Here is a 21599-nt window from a genome sequence, read left to right on the forward strand (position 1 = left end):
ATTGTCTATTTGAATATTTAGTTTAAGCGAATAAAATGAAGTAAAATTTTATTCGCTTTTTTGTTTTTTAGAATAAAAAATTGTAACTTTCGCTAAAAAAAATTATTATGCAAATTTCGTTTGAAGCCATTGTAACGATTGTTATTTTGCTGACTTCGGCAGCATTTTTTATGAGTGGAAAGGTTCGTTCAGACCTTGTGGCGATGTGTTCGCTTATTTTTTTGATTCTTTTGGGAATTCTCACTCCGACTGAGGCTCTTTCCGGTTTTTCTAACTCAGTAGTGATTATGATGATAGGACTCTTTGTGGTAGGAGGAGCTATTTTTCAAACAGGACTTGCCAAAATGATAAGTAGTCGTATTTTACATTTGGCAGGAAATAATGAAACCAAACTTCTTATTTTAGTAATGTGCGTAACAGCTTTTATTGGAGCTTTTGTTAGCAATACAGGGACTGTTGCTCTGATGCTTCCTATTGTGGTAAGTATGGCTATGAGTTCCAATATTAACACCAGTCGGTTACTTATGCCTCTTGCTTTTGCAAGCAGTATGGGAGGTATGCTCACTATTATTGGTACTCCGCCCAACCTTATTATTGATGGTGAGCTTGTTAAGGCAGGTTATTCGAAACTTTCTTTTTTCTCATTTACTCCGGTAGGATTGATTGGACTAATTGTAGGATTGTTGTTTTTGATTCCAGCAAGTAAGTTTTTTTTATCTAAAAAAGGAACATCAGACGCTTTGGAAAATAAGAAAGAAGGAAAATCGTTGAATGATTTGGTTAATGAATATCAACTCTCTACCAATTTGTATCGGATTCAAATAAATGCAAATTCTACTTTTGTCAAAAAATCAATCAAGGATATAAATATTTCGCAGAAATATCAGCTTTCTGTTTTAGAAATCCGCAGAAAATCAACTACTAATAATCCCTTTTTCAAAACAACAAATCAGGAAGTTGTAAGTGCAGGAACTATTATTTTTGAAGGAGATATCTTGTATCTTCAAGGAAGATTTGACAATGTACAACGAGCTTGTAGCGAGAACAATCTAACACTTTTAGATGTGCATCATACTGAAGAAAATCGATCAGAGGTGTTTGATTTTAATCAAATAGGAATAGCAGAAGTTTTGATAATGCCAACCTCTAAATTAGTGAATATTCCCGTAAAAGAATCAAAACTTAGAGAATTATTCGGGTTGAATATTTTAGGAATACAACGACAAGACCGCTATATTCTCCAAAATTTGAAAGATGAAAAGATGCACACAGGAGATATTCTTTTGGTGCAAGGTACGTGGGAGCGTATTGCCAAATTAAGTCAAGAACGTTCTAGTTTACTTGTTTTGGGACAACCCCTAAGTGAGGCTTCTAAAGTTACATTAAATCACAAAGCACCTATTGTGGCGTTTATTATGGTTGCAATGATTTTTACGATGATGTTCGATTTTATTCCAATTTCGCCTGTAACAGCGGTACTTATAGCCTCAGTTCTTATGGTCATTTCAGGAGCGTTACGTAATGTTGAAGCCGCTTACAAAACTATCAATTGGGAGAGCATTGTACTGATAGCAGGAATGTTACCGATGGCTTTGGCTCTGGAAAAAACAGGTGTTTCTAACCTTGTATCAGAAACACTTGTGGGAAGTTTAGGTAAATATAGTCCTTATGTGCTTTTGGCGGGTATTTATTTTACGACCTCGCTTATGACCATGTTCATTAGTAATACAGCGACAGCAGTGCTTTTAGCTCCAATTGCTTTGCAATCAGCAACCTCACTGAGTATCAATCCTCAGGCATTTTTGTTTGCGGTAGCTATAGCGGCAAGTATGTGTTTTGCTTCACCTTTTTCGACACCACCTAATGCTTTGGTTATGTCTGCAGGTAGATATACCTTTATGGATTATGTAAAAGTAGGGCTTCCGCTCCAAATAATTATGGGAATTGTAATGATTTTTGTATTACCTTTACTGTTTCCGTTTTGATTAAAAAAGTTTTTTTAAGGGTAATATTGGTGGTATTTTTTATTCAAAAATTCCTCTGATAAAATACTCTAAGAGTTACGCCCGAAAATTATTTGATTTATAAAGAAATTCAAAAATGTTTAAATGACCACATAGATTGAAGTTTTTTCAAATGAGCATTTACAAAAAATTGTAAAATATTGAAATAAAATATAACTTATTCATTGTCAAAAAATTAAATTATAAGAATTGAATTTCTATACTTATTTAGTATTATCAACAAAAAAGCTATCCGTATGGATAGCTTCATATGAGTGTAGTGTATAAAAATATTTCTTATTTTTGGAATTTAGCATATTTGCTTTTGAACTTATCAATACGTCCTGCGGTATCAATAAGTTTTGATTTTCCTGTATAATAAGGGTGTGAAGTTCTTGAAATTTCCAACTTTACAAGTGGATATTCTACACCTTCAACTTCAATAGTTTCTTTGGTTTCAATCGTTGATTTGGCAATGAAAATATCTTCATTGGACATATCTTTGAATGCAACTAATCTGTAAGATTCTGGGTGGATACCTTTTTTCATTGTTATGTTATTTTAATCTCTCTAAATTTTCAGGTGGCAAAGTTACATCTTTTTTTGAATATTGCAATATTATTTCTCAAAAATATTTTTATTTTTCTATTTTTTCTGGTGAAAAACATGTAACATGCTGGTTTTTAGTTGATTTTAAACAGATACTTCACCCTTAATAGCCGGGTAAGGGTCATAGTTTTCTAATGTAAAATCATCATAATTGAATGAAAATAAATCTTTTACAACAGGATTAAGTTTCATTTGTGGTAAACTACGAGGAGTACGACTCAATTGTAGCGCTACTTGCTCTTGATGATTGTTATAAATATGAACATCACCAAAAGTATGAACAAAATCTCCCACTTGAAGTCCGCAAACTTGTGCCATCATCATTGTAAGTAATGCGTATGAGGCAATATTGAAAGGAACTCCCAGAAATACATCGGCACTACGTTGATAAAGTTGGCACGATAGTTTTTGGTCAGCTACATAGAATTGGAAAAAAGTGTGACAAGGAGGCAATGCGGCTTTTCCATTGGCTACATTTTCAGCAAAAGATACTGAAGTATCAGGTAATACAGATGGATTCCAAGCCGAAACAAGCATACGTCGACTCTCCGGATTCTTCTTAATAGTTTCAATAATTTGTTTTATTTGGTCGATGTTCTCATCGTTCCAATTACGCCATTGATGCCCATAGATAGGACCTAAATTGCCATTTTCATCTGCCCATTCATTCCAAATTCTGACTCCATTTTCAGTCAAGTATTTGATATTGGTATCGCCTTTTAAAAACCACAAAAGTTCATAAATAATTGATTTTAAATGAAGTTTTTTGGTAGTTACCAAAGGGAAACCTTCATTTAGATCAAAGCGCATTTGGTATCCGAAAATACTGGTTGTTCCCGTACCAGTACGATCGTCTTTTCGATACCCATTATCTAAGATATGTTTTAGTAAATTGTGATATTGTTGCATATTATTTTAATTTGACTCCTGTGCCAGAGCAAGTTACCATAAGCATTCCACCATCAGCACCTAGTGTTTCTTAATCTACTTTTACTCCGACAATTGCATCGCACCCCATTTGTAAGGCTCGTTCTTTCATTTCGTTAAGTGCATTTTCTCGGGCTTTCATTAGTTCTTCTTCGTAACCTGCGCTTCGCCCTCCAACAAAGTTACGAATCATTGCTCCAAAATCTTTGATGAAGTTCACTCCTGAGATTACTTCGCCAAAAACAATGCCTACGTAGTTGTCTATTTGGCGATCTTCTACTGAATTGGTTGTTGTTATAATCATTTTTTTATAATTTATAAAATTGATATTTTTTTATTTCAAAAATAGGAAAAATTATTTTCCGCTAAGCAATTTTTTTATTTCGTTGAGTTTCATCAGTGCTTCAATCGGTGTGAGCGAATTGATGTCTGTATGTAAGATTTCTTGTTTTATATCTTCGAGTAATGGGTCGTCCATCTGAAAAAAACTCAGTTGTAAGTCGTTTTTACCTGTATTTTTAAGTGTATCAGAAGTTGCCTCTGTTGTGTGTGTAGCCTCCAGTTTTTTGAGTATTTTATTAGCTTTGTCAATGACGAATTGAGGCATTCCTGCCATTTTGGCCACGTGTATTCCGAAGCTATGAGCGCTTCCTCCGGGGACTAATTTTCTTAAAAACAATACATTATCTTTCAGTTCTTTCACCGAGACATTCAAGTTTTTGATACGTTCAAACTGCTGACTCATTTCGTTCAATTCATGATAATGTGTAGCAAAAAGAGTTTTAGCTTTTGATGGATGTTCGTGCAGATACTCGGCAATAGCCCACGCAATAGAAATTCCGTCGTATGTGCTTGTACCTCGACCAATTTCGTCTAAGAGAACTAAACTTCTTTCGGAAAGATTATTAAGGATAAGAGCTGCTTCGTTCATCTCAACCATAAAGGTGGATTCTCCCATCGAAATATTGTCTGATGCACCTACACGAGTAAATATTTTATCAACAATGCCTATATGTGCCTCATTGGCAGGGACAAAACTTCCTATTTGAGCAAGTAGCACAATAAGTGCTGTTTGTCGTAAAATGGCGCTTTTACCACTCATATTAGGACCAGTAATCATACATATTTGTTGGTCTTTTCTGTCCAGAAATATATCATTGGCAATGTATGGAACTCCGTGTGGAAGTTGTTTTTCAATTACAGGATGTCGTCCTTCGATGATTTTGATATAAAAATCTTCATTTAGTTCAGGTTGGTGATAATTATTTTCAATGGCAAGTATTGCAAATCCGCACAGACAATCTAATTGTCCAATGAGTACAGCATTAGACTGAATTTGAGTAATATATTCAGTAATATCATTGACAAGTTTGTTGAAAAATTCTTGTTGAAGTTGTGCAATTTTCTCTTCGGCACCGAATATTTTTTGTTCATATTCTTTGAGTTCTGGTGTGATGTATCGCTCAGCACTCACCAGTGTTTGCTTGCGTATCCAATCGTTGGGGACTTTATCTTTGTGTGTATTGCGAACCTCAATATAATAGCCAAAAACGTTGTTATTGTCTATTTTTAATGAAGAAATTCCGGTGCGAAGCATTTCTCTTTCGAGCATTTTATCAAGATACGATTTGCCCGAGTGCGACAAGGCTCGGAGTTCATCAAGTTCGTTTGAAAATCCGTTTGCAATGGCATTTCCTTTGAGAATACTAACAGGAGCTTCTTCATTCAAAGTATGTTTTATTTGGGCAACTAATTCTCTGCATAAGTGAAGTTTATCGCCTAATTGTTTCAAATCAGAATTTTGGCTATTTTGACAGATCTGTTGAATAGGAGGTAGCATTTCGAGTGAGTTTTTCATCAGAATAACCTCACGCGGATTTATTTTCCCTGTGGCAACTTTGGAAATGAGTCGTTCCAAATCGCCCATTTTGCTTATAAATTCTTTTGTTTTGGTAAGTAAATCAATATGTTTAATAAAATACGCTACAATTTGATGGCGTTGTTTTATTTTTTGCAAATTTTTCAAAGGAAGAGCCAACCAACGCTTTAATGTACGACTTCCCATAGGTGAAGTGGTTTTGTCGATAACATCGAGCAGTGTGATCGCATTGGTATTCGAACTATTATAGAGTTCCAGATTGCGAATGGTGAATTTGTCCATCCATAAATAAGCATCTTCTACAATTCGTTGTATTGAAGTAATGTGTTGAAGTTTGTTGTGTTGAGTTTCAGAAAGATAAAAAAGTATAGACCCCGCAGTAAGTATGCCTTCTGATAGTTCTTCAATGCCAAAACCTTTAAGTGAATTGGTTTTAAAATGTCCTGTAAGTGTTTGGAAGGCATATTCTTCTTTGAAAATCCAATCTTCTAAATAGAACAGATGAAAATCTTCACCGAAATGTTCTAAAAATTCTTTTTTTTGATTTTTAGCAACTAAAATCTCGCTGGGTTTGAAATTTTGCAAAAGTTTGTCAATGTAAGAAATATTTCCTTGTGAGGTTAAAAATTCTCCTGTTGAAATATCTAAAAAACTAATACCACACGTTAGTTTGCCAAACCATACTGAGGCTAAAAAATTATTCGTTTTAGAATGAAGAATATCATCATTCAGAGCAACACCTGGGGTAACAAGTTCTGTAACGCCTCTTTTTACAATGGTTTTGGTTTGCTTGGGGTCTTCTAATTGGTCGCAAATAGCTACACGAAATCCAGCCTTGACCAATTTTGGCAAATACGTATTGATGGAATGATGAGGAAAACCAGCAAGTTCTATGCGTTCGCCTGCATTGTTTCGGCTTGTAAGTACAATATCCAGAATAGAGGCTGTTTTGACAGCATCTTCACCAAAGGTCTCGTAAAAATCACCTACACGAAACAATAACAAAGCATCAGGATATTTTATTTTTATCTGATTGTACTGTTTCATCAAAGGAGTTTCTTTACTAGACTTCGCCATATTTTTAAATTAAAAAAAGTTTTAGCATCGGCAAAGATACAAAAATAAATTAGAAAAAATTAGAAATTCGTTACAGCCTGATATACAGAATCAATCAGCCACCAACTCCAATAGATAAGTACCCCAATAGCTATGAGCAAAAGAAAAATCCCTATCAAAGCCCAAAAAGTTAGTGTATTTACTTTTTTTATGGTAGAAGCATCTTGTTTTACAAAATTGTCAATAAGTGTAAGATTTTTTTCAAAAGATTTGTAGAAAAAATCGACGATTGCACCAATGTAAGGTATCAATCCTATCAAAACATCAAGTAGGCTGTAAAATAAAATTATGATTGTGAGCCTTACAGAACCTATTTTAAAAATAGAAATATAGACAAAAACAAAATTGAATAATTGCGTTAGTATATCTCCGATGATAGGGATTAAACCAACAATTCCGTCCAGATAATAATCATCTAACCACGTTTTTAGCTTTTTAGCCCACCAATAGCTTTTGCTTTGTGCTAAGGTTTGTAATCGGCGGTCTTTTTGAGACATAGTTTAAGAAATAGGTTCGCCATACATATCAAAATCCGTAGCATCTATGATTTTTATAAGTACAAAATCACCTATTTTCACATAGTATTTGGTAGCATCAATAAGTACTTCGTTATCTACATCGGGAGAATCGTATTGAGTACGTCCTACGAAATAGCCTCCTTCTTTTCGGTCAATTAGACATTTGAAAGTTTTTCCTATTTTTTGTTGATTAAGTTCCCACGATATTTGCGACTGAATTTCCATAATTTCATTGGCTCGTTGTTGTTTTACTTCTTCTGAGATATTGTCTTCTAGGGCATATGCCGAAGTATTTTCTTCGTGGCTATAAGTGAAACAACCCAAGCGTTCGAAGCGCATTTGTTTTACAAAATCTTTCAATTGTTCGAAATCGACTTGTGTTTCGTTCGGATAACCAACAATAAGGGTAGTTCGGATAGCTATTTCGGGAACTTCCTTGCGGAAGTCTTCAAGCAAACGCATTGTTTTGGCTTTGGTTGTTCCTCGTTTCATACTTTTGAGAATAGGGTCAGCGATGTGTTGCAAGGGAATATCGATATATTTGCAGATTTTCGGTTCAGATTTAATCACTTCCAACACATCTAACGGAAAGCCTGTCGGAAAAGCATAATGTATGCGTATCCATTCAATGCCTTCTACTTTGACCAAAGCACGCAGTAAATCGGCTAATTTACGCTCTTGGTAAAGGTCTAACCCATAATAGGTTACATCTTGGGCTATTAAAATAAGTTCTTTGATTCCTTTTTTGGCCAATTTTTTGGCTTCAATAACCAAATCATCAATAGGCGTACTTTTGTGTTTGCCTCTCATTAACGGAATAGCACAAAAACTACACGGGCGGTCGCATCCTTCTGATACTTTTAAATATGCATAACTTTTGGGAGTTGTAGTTAGTCGCTCTCCGATAAGTTCGTGCTTGTAGTCTGCTCCCAGAGCTTTGAGGAGCAAGGGGAGTTCCGTAGTACCAAAATATTTATCAACATCGGGAATTTCTTTTTCCAAATCAGGTTTATAACGTTCACTTAAACAACCGGTTACGAAAACTTTATCTACTTTTCCTTGTTCTTTTTTCTGAACATAGTCCAAAATAGTATTGATGCTTTCTTCTTTGGCACGCTCTATAAAACCACAAGTGTTTATTACAACGATATTGCCTTTTTCTTCGTGAACAACCTCTTTGCCACTGGCTTTGAGTTGTCCCATAAGTATTTCGCTGTCATATACATTCTTGGAACAGCCCAGAGTTACTACGTTTATTTTATTTTTTTTGATAGATTTTGTTCGCATTGTTGTTTGTATTTGGTCGGCAAAGATACAAAAATCAGTATTATCTGTTGTTTATTTCCGAATAAATTTCTAAATTCGCACCACGTAGCCATTCCATGCAGAAACACAATGCAAAACACAATATACAGACGCCATGCATTGCCTCTGCACGATAGAAAACGTCAAATACCTATGCAGGGGATTTTCCAACGATTGGAAAGAGTCAAATACCTATGCGGGAGATTTTCCAACGATTGGAAAGAGTCAAACATCTATGTAGGAGGTTTTCCAACGAATTATTTGTAATAAATTAAATAAATTTGTATCAATAAATCAATAAATAGTTCAAAATTATGATTAAAAGAAGCAATTTGAAAGCGCTACGCCTTATGGCATTTGCACAAGTGATAAAAAATGTGCAGAAATTCCTTACAAAGGAAGAAGATTTAGAAAATTTGGGGCTTTCTCAGGTCAAAACAGAGTTCGATATGGCATTTGCAGCATTGGAAGACTTGTTAAGTCCTTCCAGAAAGAATGAACAAACAGACCTTATCCTTCAATTAGATGGACAAAGAGATGTATTGCTTATGAATTTTATCGCACACTGCAAACTCTTCATTACCCACCCCGAAACTGCAAAAGCCGATGCTGCTAAGCGTTCGGTAATTAAAATCAATGCATATGGCAATGCGCCGCAACGCCGTGCCTATCGTGATGAAACGGCTATTATTCGCAATTTGGCAGAAGAATTTGAAGAAACCGAAGCTAAGAAAGACATCACGCTCATCGGAGCAAAACAATGGCTTGATTTGCTAAAACCTATCAACGAACGCTTTGATGAAATCCACAGTAACCGTACCTTGGAGCAGTCACAGAAAGAAGTTGGCAAAAGCAAAGAAGCTCGTCAAGAAATGCAGGAGAAGTTTGACAATCTATGCCGTGCCATCAATGCAATGGCATTCGTAAAAGGCGAAGACAAATTCAAAGCCCTTGCCGATGCTATCAATGAAGAAGTGAAACTGGCGTTGGCTTCGGCGAAATAGAATACGAGGGCAGATAAATCAAAAGAAAACGAAAAAAACCTTGTGTATACTCTTTTTATATATGAGGTTTTTTTATTCTAATGTTTGCTTTGGGTGCGACAAAAACGTCAAGGATTTGTTTTCTGCAAGATTATAGGTATGCTTGGTATTCTTACTCATACCTCAAACTACAACACGGTCGCAAAGTTTATTTGACAAAGAAAATTTAAGAAGAAAGCAACCACTGAAAACATCAAATCATTCGCCTGAAAATAAACATCGAAAAAAATTGTAATTTCTCTTTTTTTTCGTATTTTCGTTTTCTGAAAATCAATTTTAACAACCCAATACTAAATAATTATTTGCAATGAAAAAGAGAATCTTTTTTTTGGTTTTTATATCAATGTTTGCCATTGCGCAAGCCCAAAAACCACTATTTACAAACTCAAAATTGGAGAGCGTAAAAGTATATTTTAACTCTGCCGAATGTACCCACTCGCTATCGGTTACTTTGCCTAAGGGAGTTAGTGAGCTGATTGTTAAAGACGTGTCAGACCTTATTAACAGTAGTAGTGTGCAGGTTTTCGCCCCGAAAAATGTGAGTGTCCTTTCGGTGCAATTTTCTACTGATTATATGTCAGAATACCAAGTCGATGAAACATCGGCAGAAATTAAAAAAGTGCACGATAGCATTTCATTGATAAAAGCCGAAATCAAGCGTGTTGCCAACTCGAAAGCAACCGAAATAAAAACCATCGAACTATTAGACAAAAATCAAGTAGTAGGTGGTAGCAATACGGGCGTAAATGTGCTGGAACTAAGCAAAGTAGTCGAATTTTACAATAACAAACGCAACACCATTTTGAATAATATCGATAAGCTGACCGAGCGCGAAGATAAACTCAAACAGACCCTGAGCCGTCTTGAAAACCGCCTCGATGTGTCTTCGTCCCAAGAAAAAAATACTTCGCGTGGCAAACTGATTCTACAAGTGATGAGTTCCGTGGCGCAAAAAGCCGACTTCAAACTCAATTACCTTACAAGCGGGGTGTATTGGCAACCCTTCTATGAGCTAAATGTAACGGATATTACTTCGCCTATTCAGCTGATTTACAAAGCGAAAATCGTGCAAAAAACAGGTCTGGACTGGAAAAATGTAAAACTTTCACTCACCAGCGGAAATCCTAATCAGAACAATAGCTTCCCCGTTTTGCAAGCCTGGTATGTATATATGCAAGAGCCTACATCTACCTCAGCCATTTCTGAACGCACCATGTATGTACAAAATGCAATGGCTTTATCTGCAAAAAAAACAAACAAAGAGGTTACTATACAAGAAGAAGCAAAGAGTATTGGCAATCTGGTTACCACCACAGATAATCAGCTAAATATCTCGTTCGATATTCAAGCCAAATATGATATTCTTTCCAACGGAAAAGCACACTCAGTTGCTCTTACCGAAGTGGAACTCCCAGCTACTTATACGTATTATTGCGCCCCACGAAAAGGTACTGATGTATTTCTGCTTGCCGAGGTTGAAAACTATTCCAATTACAATTTGTTAGCAGGCGAAGCCAATGTCATTTTCGAGCAAATCTATGTAGGTAAAACACAAATCGACCCCAATCAAACGGGAGAAAAACTCCGATTGGCATTAGGGAAAGACCCACGCGTATCGGTAAAATACGAGAAAATTTCGGATAAATCAGGTACTAAATTTATGTCGAGCAACAAAGAACAGACGTTCACTTACGATATTTCGGTACGAAACAACAAGCGACAAAATATTGATTTGGTACTCAAAGACCAATATCCGCTGAGTTCGACCAATGAAATTTCTGTAGAATTGCTCGAAAGCAGCAAGGCTCTTACCGACCTCGAAACGGGTATTCTCACTTGGGAAACGAAGCTAAAACCCAATGAATTGCAAAAATACAGAGTCAGTTACAAGGTAAAGTACCCCAAAAATAGCTTCATTCCAAACCTATGAAAGTAAAAAATAAGTTGCTTTGAAAGATTTTTTTCACAAATGTGTCCAATTGAAATTATTTTGGGTTTTACTTTTTATAAATTTTCTATCTTTGCAGCTTTAATTTATAATTATGCTTTCAGTAAACGGATTAACCGTAGAATTTGGCGGTACTACACTTTTTTCCGATGTGTCTTTTGTAATCAATCCAAAAGACCGAATTGCTCTTATGGGGAAAAATGGAGCCGGAAAATCAACTTTACTCAAAATATTAGCTGGCGTGCGTGAGCCTTCGCGTGGAAACATTTCTTACCCGAAAGATTTTACCATTGCTTACCTTCCGCAACATCTGATGACCAACGATGGTCGTACCGTGTTTGAAGAAACCGCTCAGGCGTTTGCCCATTTGCATCAAATGGAAAAACGTATCGAAGAACTCAATAACGAACTTACCGTTCGTACCGATTACGAATCCGATGAATATATGAAACTCATCGAAGAAGTATCGGCATTGAGCGAAAAGTTTTACAGCATTGAAGCTACAAATTTTGAAGCTGATATCGAAAAAACACTCCTCGGATTGGGCTTTACCCGTGAAGATTTTCATCGAAAAACCGAAGAATTTAGTGGTGGTTGGCGTATGCGTATCGAACTTGCCAAGTTGCTTTTGCAAAATCCTGATGTATTACTTCTGGACGAACCTACCAACCACTTAGACATCGATTCTATCGAATGGTTTGAAGATTTTTTGATAAATACCGCCAAGGCTGTAGTGCTAATTTCGCACGATAGAGCCTTTGTAGATAATATTACTAATCGTACCATTGAAGTTACAATGGGTCGCATTTACGATTATAAAGCCAAATATTCGCACTACCTCGAACTCCGTAAAGAACGCCGAGCACAACAGCAAAAGCAGTTTGAAGACCAACAAAAAATGATTGCCGAAACCAAGGAGTTCATTGAGCGATTTAAGGGAACGTATTCGAAAACTTTGCAGGTGCAGTCGCGTGTGAAAATGTTGGAAAAATTAGACATCATCGAAGTAGACGAAGAAGATACATCGGCATTGCGATTGAAATTTCCACCTTCGCCACGTTCGGGAAATTACCCCGTAATTGCCGAAGATATAGGCAAATCGTATGGCGACAAAAAAGTATTCTCCAATGCCAATTTCACCATCAAGCGAGGCGAAAAAGTTGCCTTAGTAGGGCGTAATGGCGAAGGGAAATCAACCTTTGTAAAATGTTTGATGCAAGAAATAGACCACGAAGGTACGCTCACTCTTGGACATAACGTACAAATAGGGTATTTTGCCCAAAATCAAGCATCTTTACTCAATGAAGAATTGTCTGTTTTCCAGACCATTGACGATATTGCCAAAGGAGATATTCGCACCAAAATCCGCGATATACTCGGAGCGTTTATGTTCGATAAAGAAGCCAGCGAAAAGAAAGTTAAAGTACTTTCGGGCGGAGAACGTACGCGTTTGGCAATGATTAAATTATTGCTTGAACCGGTAAATCTGTTGATTTTAGACGAGCCTACCAATCATCTGGATATGCGAACGAAAGATATTCTAAAACAAGCTCTTAACGATTTTGACGGAACGCTTATTGTGGTGTCGCACGATCGCGATTTTTTAGACGGATTGGTGAGCAAAGTATATGAATTTGGAGGCGGACGCATTACCGAACACCTCGAAGATATTTATGGTTTCTTACAGAAAAAGAAAATGGAAAACTTTCGACAAATCGAAACTAAGAAATAATAATCAACCACAAGAAATATCTTTATTGATAACAAAAAAACTATCTGATTTCAGATAGTTTTTTTGTTAGATATTATTAAATCTATTCTTAGAAGATTACAGATTTGGCAATATCTGAGTAATATAATAACCCAAACTACGAATACTTGTAAAGTTTATAAAATCTGTACAATAAATCGTATTTTTTTGATTATAAAAATTGTTTTATTTTTTCTGCAATTTCTTGAAATTCTTGTCCAGATAAAGTTATTTTTTTCTGAAAAGTCATTTCGTGCATTTCGTTAATCGGAATTAAATGTATGTGAGCGTGTGGAATTTCAAGCCCAACCACAGCCATTCCTACTCGGTTGCAAGGTACAGTTTTTTCTAAAGCTTTGGCTATTTTGTACGAGAAATTCATCAGGTGTTCATATACATTTTGGTCCAAATCAAAGAGTTTATCAATTTCTTGTTTGGGTACACAAAGTGTATGCCCTTTGGCATTAGGATTGATATCCAAAAAAGCAATACAATATTCATCTTCAGCTATTTTATAGCTTGGAATCTCTCCTTTGATTATTTTTGTAAAAATACTACTCATGGCAAATTATTATCTTGTAATTTCAATAATTTCCATTTGTATAGTTCCGTTAGGGACTTTTATTTCGGCAATATCACCTACCGATTTGCCCAAAAGACCTTTTCCGATAGGAGAACTAACAGATATTTTTCCTGATTTTAGGTCTGCTTCACTCTCTGCCACCAAAGTGTAGGTCATAACAGCATTGTTAGTTTTGTTTTTGATTTTGACAGTGGAAAGAACCAGCACTTTGGAGGTATCAAGTTGCGATTCGTCAATAATACGAGCATTTGATACAAGCTCTTCCATTTTGGCTATTTTCAATTCCAAAAGTCCTTGTGCCTCTTTGGCGGCATCGTATTCTGCATTTTCTGATAAATCTCCTTTGTCGCGAGCCTCAGCAATAGCTTGTGAAGCTTTGGGGCGTTCCACATCACGCAGATAATCTAACTCTGCTTTCAATTTCTTGAATCCTTCTTCTGTGTAATATGATACTTTCATAAACGATTATATTTTAAATTAAAAAAAGAGAAAATCCTCTTTTTGGAAAGAGAGGATTTTCTGCGTGCAAAGATACAAATTATATTTTGGTATCCAAAAAATATTTATAATAAAAACATTTTTCCTTTGTTTACACTACTTAACGGGAATCTTTTTTACAAATTTTTATTGTTTTGGATAGCTTCTTTTGGAAAAGGAATTGTATAACGAGGGTCGTTGGCTTGCAAGGTATGAGTTTGTCCGTTCAAAGTGTGATTGATTTGTTTTTGATTGGTACGACGCAAGTCAAACCAGCGATGTCCTTCAAAAGCCAATTCACGCATACGCTCGTTTAATATTTCGTTTATCAAATCATTTCCTGAAAGAGTATTGATGTGTTGCTCTATGGTAGCGTAATGCGTTGTCGAATATCGATTTTTGAGCAGAATCAAAAGTGTATTTTTGGCGGAAGATTCATTACCTAAACGGGCTTCACTCTCGGCTTTGTTAAGATATAATTCGGCAGTTCGGAAAGAACATTTGAACGAGTCGTTCCCTGCTTTGGAAACTTTATATTTTCCCGAATCGGAAGTCATATATGTAGCAAAACGCAAGTCGTTAGTTGTATCATACATTGCAATTAACTCATCAGAAACGAATGAAGCTTTTTGTAATTGTAAGGTAAAAGTATTCTCCAAAGCCAAGAGTGATTCAACAGAGTTGTATGCAGAAGGCTGAGTTTGAGAATTATTTAAATCGACCAGCGAATTGTTGATGCTCAGAGCTTTATTTGCATAGCTGACCGAAGAAGTATATTCTCCCATATGCAAATATACTCGTGCTGCAAGTGCATATAAATTAGCTCGTGCAAAGCGATAGTTGAGCCCAACTTCCCATGTGTTTTGTTGCATTAGACTTTCTGCTTTTTGTATGTCAGAAAGAATTTGGTCATAAGTTGCTTGTACAGACGCTTTTGGGAAATCTTGTTCCAAATCGACTATAAGGTTTATGGGTACACCGCTATCTGTTGCTGCTGTAAGTTTATTATAAGACCTGGCATACATAGAAATAAGCGAAAAATAATTGTATGCTCGTAGCGCATAGGCCTCTGCTATAAGTTGGTTTTTCTCAGGAGAATCAGGCATTCTACTTTGACCTGAGTTAATAGTTTCATTAGCATAAAAGATAGATTTGTAGAAATCTTCATACGGATATTGTAATGTTTGGGTAGTGGTTATTACATCTTCCCAAATATAAATATTTTGAAATACAGGGAAATTATCATCGTTTGTATTAGCTGTTAGTTCATCAGAGCGAAAAGCTACATTCGATTTATATTTTGGAAAAATATTGTACCCAGAATTGAGCAATTGACGAAAATCTTCTGTTGTAGAGGGGACAACCATTCCTTTGGGTTCAATATCTAAGAATTTGTCGCAGCTACTTAGTGTAATAACTCCTCCTATTAGTAAAAATTGATATAATTTTTTCATAATAATTAAAATTTAAAAAGTTAAATTAACTCCCATAGTTATTGACTTGGCTATGGGTTGAGCGTAGATGTTTCCAAAAGTTTCAGGGTCAAAAAAACCATTATAATCTGTACTGAAAACAAATAAATTACGCCCTTCTATATTAAATCGGAATGACTCAAACCCTATACGTTTTACAACATCTTTGGGTAATGAATATCCTAATCGGATACTGGTAATACGCATATAACTAATATCTTGAACCCATGTGTCAAGTCTGGAAATAGTAGAAATACCATTGGTAGCGTCTGTACCTGAAAGCCATTGATATGCCATAAACGAATCGCTACCATTCAAGAAAGTGTTTTCCCCAATAATACGAGGCATTGTAGTTTGTGTGTTATCAGGAGTCCAAGCATTAAGAATATCTCGTGAATAATTAAATCCTTTATCAACTTGAGAAGGATCATAAGGAATATTGCGAACCATTGTTCGTTTTATGTTGAAATTAGCATTGATGGACAAATCAAAATCTTTATAACGAAACGTATTGATAATTCCACCAGAGTATTTAGGGTCTTTATCACCAACATATGTATAAAGCTCTCTGATTTGAGGTTCTTTAAGTTCTGTTGCAGTCATTACACCTGGAAAGAAGGAAGCCCAAGGGTCGTATAGTTTGAAAAACTCTACCAAAGAAACGTCTTTACCTGATTTATCAATAAAAATAGGTAATCCTTCAGCATCTAATCCATTGGTTTTGAAAGCAAAAACAGCATTTACAGGAAGTCCTTCTCGCGATGGGATACGTTCATTATCACGCACTTGCATACGTTCTACTTTACTTTTGTTATGTGCGAGACTTATTGTTGTTGTCCAATCAAAGTTTTCTTTGCGAACATTGTGTGTAGTTAGTGTAAGTTCAAAACCTTTATTACTAACTTCTGCCCAGTTAATAGACGAATAATTAAATCCATTTTCTAAGGCAAGAGCACGTTGTCCTATCAGGTCAGAACTGATACGGCTATAAATATCACCCGATAAACGGATACGATTGTTAAAAAAGCCAGCATCTAAACCAGCATTGTAATTGGTTGTTTTTTCCCAACGAAGTTTGTCATTAGGAGGAGAAGTTACCGTGATGATGGTTTGTGGTGAATTAGGCAAAATATTTGTTGAATCATATGTTCCAACTACATAAGGATATGTGTTTTTATCTATATTTCCTTGTAATCCGTATGAAGCTCTTAAACGTAAATAAGGTAAAATAGTACTACCTTGTAAAAAATTTTCTTCGGAAATTAACCATGAACCCGAAACTGCCCACAGAGGCAAATACTTGTATTTTGGATCTACTCCAAAAAGATTAGAGCCATCGTAACGAAGACTTCCAAAAAGTGTATATCGATGTTTATACGTGTAAGAAGCTGTTGTATAGAAAGATACAAAAGCATTTTCTACTTCATTCTTACTATATTGTTTAAACATTGAAGAATTCGCTTCACTACTATTGGGATTGAATATGAGAGGTTTAGTAGTCAGATTTTTGTCATTGTAACCAAAGCCTTTGGTATGAATAGTTTTTGATTGATTACGACGCAATTCTACACCAGCAAACAAATCTATTTCGTGTTTGTTATTTAGTTCAAGAGTATATTGTAAATTATTTTTCCAATTGTACTGGAAAAAGTTTGTATTCCAATTTTGAATAATACCCCCATCAGGTAAAAAGTATTTGAAGCTACTTGAAGAACTATCCCAATATCTTGTATTTGCTCGATATTTTCGTGTAAAATAAGTTTCTTTTTGAGCTGTTTTTTCCGTAGCATCTGCATCAAGCTGAATCCCCAATTGAGAGGTAAAAGTCAAGTTTTTCAATATTTTATATTCAGCATCAATAATAGCTTTTATAGCTTGATTTTTCAGTTGATAATCAGTTGAAGAACGTTCTTCTAAGAAGTTGAAAGGCAAATAAATATCATCTAATCCTCGAATGTCTTGGTCATATACATACGACAAATCATTATTCAAAGGAATATAATAAGGATTTGCATCACGCGAATATTTAGAAGGGTTTGTAAAAGAACCAGTATCAGTTACATATGATTTTCGATTAGTTTGTGAACCTAATAAAGAAATACCAGTTTTAAATCGGTCATTGAAACGATATGTATTGCTAAGCGATACGTTATAACGTTCGAATCCAGTACCTATAGTTGTTCCTTCTTCGTTGTAATAACCCAAAGAAAAGTAATAATCAGCTTTTTCTCCTCCACCTGAAAAACTTGCAGTATATTGTTTGTTGAAGGTAGAACGATACAATAATTTATCCCATGCTGTGTATTGATTTTTGAGTGAATTGATAGCGTTTTGCGTATTGGTTGAAAGGGCATTGAATCCTTGTGACTGATATGTATTATATTCATTAGCATTGTTAAGGATTCGATATACTTCTCCTTTGTCTGTTCTGAATGATAAGTCATTACGTGATGCCATAGCCAATTCAAAGTCAACTTTTTCAGCAGAATTCATCAAATTGAGTTTGCTAAAATCAGGGCGTTGTGTAACGAAAGTGTTTGCCGAAATATTGATTTTCATGCTTCCTTTTCGTCCTTTTTTAGTTGTGATAACAATTACACCATTGGCAGCACGTGCTCCATAAATAGCAGTAGCGGCAACGTCTCTAAGTATTGTAATATCTTGAATATCATCAGGATTGAGCCCCGCAATAGAATAACTTCTAAGTTCATCAATGCTACTTTTCTCTGACAAATCAGGTACTTCATTTCCTTCCAAAGGTAGTCCATCAATTACCCAAAGAGGGTCTTGTGGTCCGTCAAGAGAGGCTGTTCCTCTAATTCGTATTTTGGATAATTCGCCCGGAGAACCTGTCTCTACTGTAGTAACCAAACCAGCTACTTGTCCTTGCAAAAGTTGGTCTATGCTTGCTACACCTGCTTGTTGTAGATCTTTGGATTCTATTTTGGCAATAGAAGCAGTAAGTTTACGTTTTTCTATCTTCTGATAACCAGTAACAACTACTTCTTGTAAAGTATTCGTTTCTTCTTCTAAAACAATAACATAATGAGTTTTGTTAGATATCGAAATAATTTTAGTTTGAAAACCAATAAAACTTACAGCGATTTGCTTGGTTCCTTTGGGTAGTGAAAGACTAAAATTTCCGTCAAAATCAGTAATAACTCCTACACCAACACTCTCTATCAAACCATCAATGTTAGATTGATTGGTAATAGTTTTTGAAGGAATAAATACCGAAGCCCCAGCCAAGGGCAATTTATCAGACGCAGCAGTTACGTTTCCTGTAATAGTTTGTGCTTGTATATAACTGATTGATACAAAGCATACTAATAACCACCATTTTTGTAAATAGTTCATGTCTTGATGTATTATATATGATTAGTTAAAATATTTAGTACTGAAATGATATTGATTATTGTTTGAAAAATAAAGAAATCCGATCGACAAGGTCTTGATAGTGAGCTTTGGTCTGTTTATCTCCTTTTTTGTTTTTGATAAGACTAAGCACCTCTCGTAGTTCGTTACGTTTTAGAGTTGTTACTTCCGAAACACGTTTCATCGAACTGAAATTGACCTGATTTAATTGAACAAAATCCTGAATATTAACACAATAAGAAGTATTTGTATTATCAAAATCTAATGACTTATTTGTTGTTTTTTCAAAAAGTTTTTGTGTAGAAACAATAAGTCCATCGACATAATTTTTTTGAGTCATTCGTTCTAAAATGGTTAAAGATTTTCCTTTTTTTGTGTTAGCAAAAATGTGATTGCGTAGCATTGAAAACAAATCTTTGGTAGTGAAAATGGTTTCTTTTTGAGGCTTAATTTCCATTTCGAGTAATCGTAATATACGTTCATCATCTAATAATTCGTATAGTATTGAATATTGATATTCACGCGCTAGTGTATAGGGAGAGGTTTCAAAAGCTCCTATGGGAGTATCTTTGATAGCATACGTTTTTTGCAATATTTCTTGGTCAAAAAACAACCATTGAGGTAGTGTGAATACATGGGTATTGAGATATTCAACCGCTTCTTTCTGTCTTTGATATGGTACAGGAATGTATGTTTTTTGTCCGTCATTTTGTACCAAATTATTACGATACAATCCACCTATATTGTTCATTACGTGTCTGTTATATAATTGCCATTGGTTGATGACTTCTGTATAGAGTTTTCCTGCTTTGTAATAATCAGCATCTTTTTCGGCTGTCCACTGCAGGATATGCTCGGTTACTCGTTGCAAATTTTTCAAACCATATTGACTTGCTTTGACAGGGTCATCTCCCAAATCTTCTGACTGAGAACGTGGGTCTATAATGTTTTTGGAAGATTGTTGCTCTCCATAGAAATACAAAGGATTGCCACTATGCTTATTAACCCATTCTCGGAGCGTTTTTTCGGCTGTTTTTTCATCAGGAAACCACCGATACGCCCATTCAATAGCATATCGGTCATAAACTCCGATAGTTGGATTGATATTAGGTATGTTATCTTCGGGTTGTGCTACATAATTGTAACGAGCATAATCCATAATAGAAGGGGAAATCCCATTTTTTTCTACAAAAGAAGCAGAGCGAAGTGAATCAATGGGGTAAGCATTAGATGCTCCCATATTATGTTTAAGTCCCAAAGTGTGTCCTATTTCGTGCGAAGAAACGAAACGAATAGACTCTCCCATAAGTTCATCACTAAACGTATTACTTTGAGCAAGTGGATTGATGCTTCCTGTTTGAACACGTATCCAATTATGCAAAGAAGTCATTACATTGTGCCACCAAACCACATCAGCTTCTATAATCTCACCACTGCGAGGGTCTACTACCGAAGGTCCCATGGCATTTGCCTTAGCAGAAGCCACATAAGTGATTCCAGAATAACGAACATCGTCTAAATCAAAGTTATCATCGTTTGCATCGGCTTCTTTGGCTGTGATAGCATTTTTAAAACCTGCTTGCTCGAAGGCTTTGTTCCAGTCATTAACTCCTTGAATAATATATTTACGCCATTGCTTAGGTGTAGCTGGGTCTATGTAAAAAACAATTTGCTTTCGTGGAACGACAAGTTCTCCTTGCAAGTAGCGTTGTATGTCTTCTTCTTTGGGTTCGAGTCGCCAACGGGTTACTGATTTTCTTTTTTCCATTGCGTGTTGTTTATCGTTAAAAAACCAATGTTTTTGAGTGAAATATCCTATACGTTCATCTTCAAAACGAGCTGGCATAGGAGTTTCTGGCAATAGAACCAAATTGCTTGTTACACCAATAGTTATGGGAACATTTCCTCCTCCTTCATTGACCGAAGTGGTTAAATTGGAGCGAATAACTATATTTTGTGAAAAAGCTTTCATTGACTGAATTTGTGACAGATTTGTTTTTATTGATCCTCCCAATCCGGTATGAGTAAGTACATCATTAAAACTTTTTTCATTTCCATCAAAAACTTTATTAACTTTAACAACAACAGCTGTGGAATCAGTATTATAAGTGTGAATATTAAAAAACTCAAGTATTGATGGTGCAAAATTGTCTTGTACAGAAAGTGTTATAGCGTCTTGTGCTGGTGAAAAAACAATAGGTTCAGAGGTTTTTACCCAGATTTTTTTAGAAATAGTATCTTTTTCAAACGTGATAATTTTGTTTTCAAAATTCATTCCTTTGTTAAGTCCGGCTTCATTCAACTGCATTGGGACTTGTGAAAGTTTATTTACAATCATAAAAGTTCTTTGTAAGAGCGAATCAGGAATTTCAAAATAATAATCTGTATCTTTCTGAATAATTGTAAAAAATCCTTTTTTGACTAATGATTTTTTGACCAACTCTTCGTATTTCTTTTCTTTATTCGTTTCAGTAGTATCTTTAGTCGTTTTGTCATTTTTCTTGGTTTGTGCCATTAGAGGCAGACTCATCAAGAAAAAAATTACCACATATTTGAGTGTATTCATTAGAATTTATTTTTAAAGCTACAAAATT

Annotated in this window: 16 protein-coding genes; 5 read left to right on the forward strand and 11 right to left on the reverse strand. The window is 35.4% G+C overall.

Features of this window, described 5'->3' with window-relative positions:
• Nucleotides 1-107 precede the first annotated feature (107 nt).
• A complete protein-coding gene (locus OO775_RS12130) occupies nt 108-1985 on the forward strand; it encodes an SLC13 family permease (RefSeq protein ID WP_264847453.1) in 1878 nt (625 codons plus the stop codon).
• A 315-nt stretch (nt 1986-2300) separates the two neighbouring features.
• Here the strand turns inward: OO775_RS12130 and OO775_RS12135 are convergent, their stop codons facing one another.
• The 6 genes from OO775_RS12135 to rimO form a co-directional block, all read right to left on the reverse strand.
• Complete coding sequence (locus OO775_RS12135) at nt 2301-2552, reverse strand: type B 50S ribosomal protein L31 (RefSeq protein WP_264847455.1); 252 nt, start codon at nt 2550-2552, stop codon at nt 2301-2303.
• A gap of 144 nt (nt 2553-2696) precedes the next feature.
• On the reverse strand, nt 2697-3521 hold the full coding sequence (locus OO775_RS12140; RefSeq protein WP_264847456.1) for a thymidylate synthase: 825 nt from the start codon (nt 3519-3521) through the stop codon (nt 2697-2699).
• 70 nt (nt 3522-3591) lie between these two features.
• Nucleotides 3592-3843 carry a heavy metal-binding domain-containing protein gene (locus tag OO775_RS12145; RefSeq protein WP_373874577.1) on the reverse strand — a complete coding sequence of 84 codons (252 nt, stop codon included), beginning with the start codon at nt 3841-3843 and terminating at the stop codon, nt 3592-3594.
• A 51-nt stretch (nt 3844-3894) separates the two neighbouring features.
• Complete coding sequence (gene mutS / locus OO775_RS12150; protein WP_264847457.1) at nt 3895-6495, reverse strand: DNA mismatch repair protein MutS; 2601 nt, start codon at nt 6493-6495, stop codon at nt 3895-3897.
• A 59-nt stretch (nt 6496-6554) separates the two neighbouring features.
• Nucleotides 6555-7031: a DUF4112 domain-containing protein gene (locus tag OO775_RS12155; protein WP_264847458.1), complete on the reverse strand. Its 477-nt coding sequence runs from the start codon at nt 7029-7031 to the stop codon at nt 6555-6557.
• A 3-nt stretch (nt 7032-7034) separates the two neighbouring features.
• Nucleotides 7035-8339: a 30S ribosomal protein S12 methylthiotransferase RimO gene (gene rimO / locus OO775_RS12160; RefSeq protein ID WP_264847459.1), complete on the reverse strand. Its 1305-nt coding sequence runs from the start codon at nt 8337-8339 to the stop codon at nt 7035-7037.
• A gap of 108 nt (nt 8340-8447) precedes the next feature.
• On the opposite strand from rimO, the gene OO775_RS12165 reads away from it, so the two are divergent.
• From OO775_RS12165 to OO775_RS12180, 4 genes are all read left to right on the forward strand, one after another.
• The gene (locus tag OO775_RS12165) at nt 8448-8624 is read left to right on the forward strand and encodes a hypothetical protein (protein WP_264847460.1); all 177 of its coding nucleotides are present in this window, start codon (nt 8448-8450) and stop codon (nt 8622-8624) included.
• A gap of 47 nt (nt 8625-8671) precedes the next feature.
• Complete coding sequence (locus OO775_RS12170) at nt 8672-9361, forward strand: DUF6261 family protein (RefSeq protein ID WP_264847461.1); 690 nt, start codon at nt 8672-8674, stop codon at nt 9359-9361.
• 346 nt (nt 9362-9707) lie between these two features.
• Complete coding sequence (locus tag OO775_RS12175) at nt 9708-11330, forward strand: DUF4139 domain-containing protein (protein ID WP_264847462.1); 1623 nt, start codon at nt 9708-9710, stop codon at nt 11328-11330.
• Nucleotides 11331-11442: 112 nt separating this feature from the next.
• A complete protein-coding gene (locus OO775_RS12180) occupies nt 11443-13080 on the forward strand; it encodes an ABC-F family ATP-binding cassette domain-containing protein (RefSeq protein WP_264847463.1) in 1638 nt (545 codons plus the stop codon).
• 190 nt (nt 13081-13270) lie between these two features.
• Here OO775_RS12180 and OO775_RS12185 read toward each other — a convergent pair whose 3' ends face one another.
• The 5 genes from OO775_RS12185 to OO775_RS12205 form a co-directional block, all read right to left on the reverse strand.
• Nucleotides 13271-13660 (reverse strand): HIT family protein, encoded by a 390-nt coding sequence (locus OO775_RS12185; protein WP_264847464.1) that lies wholly within the window; start codon nt 13658-13660, stop codon nt 13271-13273.
• Between the two features lie 9 nt (nt 13661-13669).
• The gene (gene greA, locus OO775_RS12190; RefSeq protein WP_264847465.1) at nt 13670-14140 is read right to left on the reverse strand and encodes a transcription elongation factor GreA; all 471 of its coding nucleotides are present in this window, start codon (nt 14138-14140) and stop codon (nt 13670-13672) included.
• A 155-nt stretch (nt 14141-14295) separates the two neighbouring features.
• A complete protein-coding gene (locus OO775_RS12195; protein ID WP_264847466.1) occupies nt 14296-15612 on the reverse strand; it encodes a RagB/SusD family nutrient uptake outer membrane protein in 1317 nt (438 codons plus the stop codon).
• Between the two features lie 12 nt (nt 15613-15624).
• On the reverse strand, nt 15625-18987 hold the full coding sequence (locus OO775_RS12200; RefSeq protein WP_264847467.1) for a SusC/RagA family TonB-linked outer membrane protein: 3363 nt from the start codon (nt 18985-18987) through the stop codon (nt 15625-15627).
• A 55-nt stretch (nt 18988-19042) separates the two neighbouring features.
• Nucleotides 19043-21571 (reverse strand): zinc-dependent metalloprotease, encoded by a 2529-nt coding sequence (locus tag OO775_RS12205; protein ID WP_373874578.1) that lies wholly within the window; start codon nt 21569-21571, stop codon nt 19043-19045.
• Between the last annotated feature and the right edge of the window lie 28 nt (nt 21572-21599).

The sequence above is a fragment of the Capnocytophaga catalasegens genome (assembly GCF_026005215.1).
Classification (GTDB): domain Bacteria; phylum Bacteroidota; class Bacteroidia; order Flavobacteriales; family Flavobacteriaceae; genus Capnocytophaga; species Capnocytophaga catalasegens.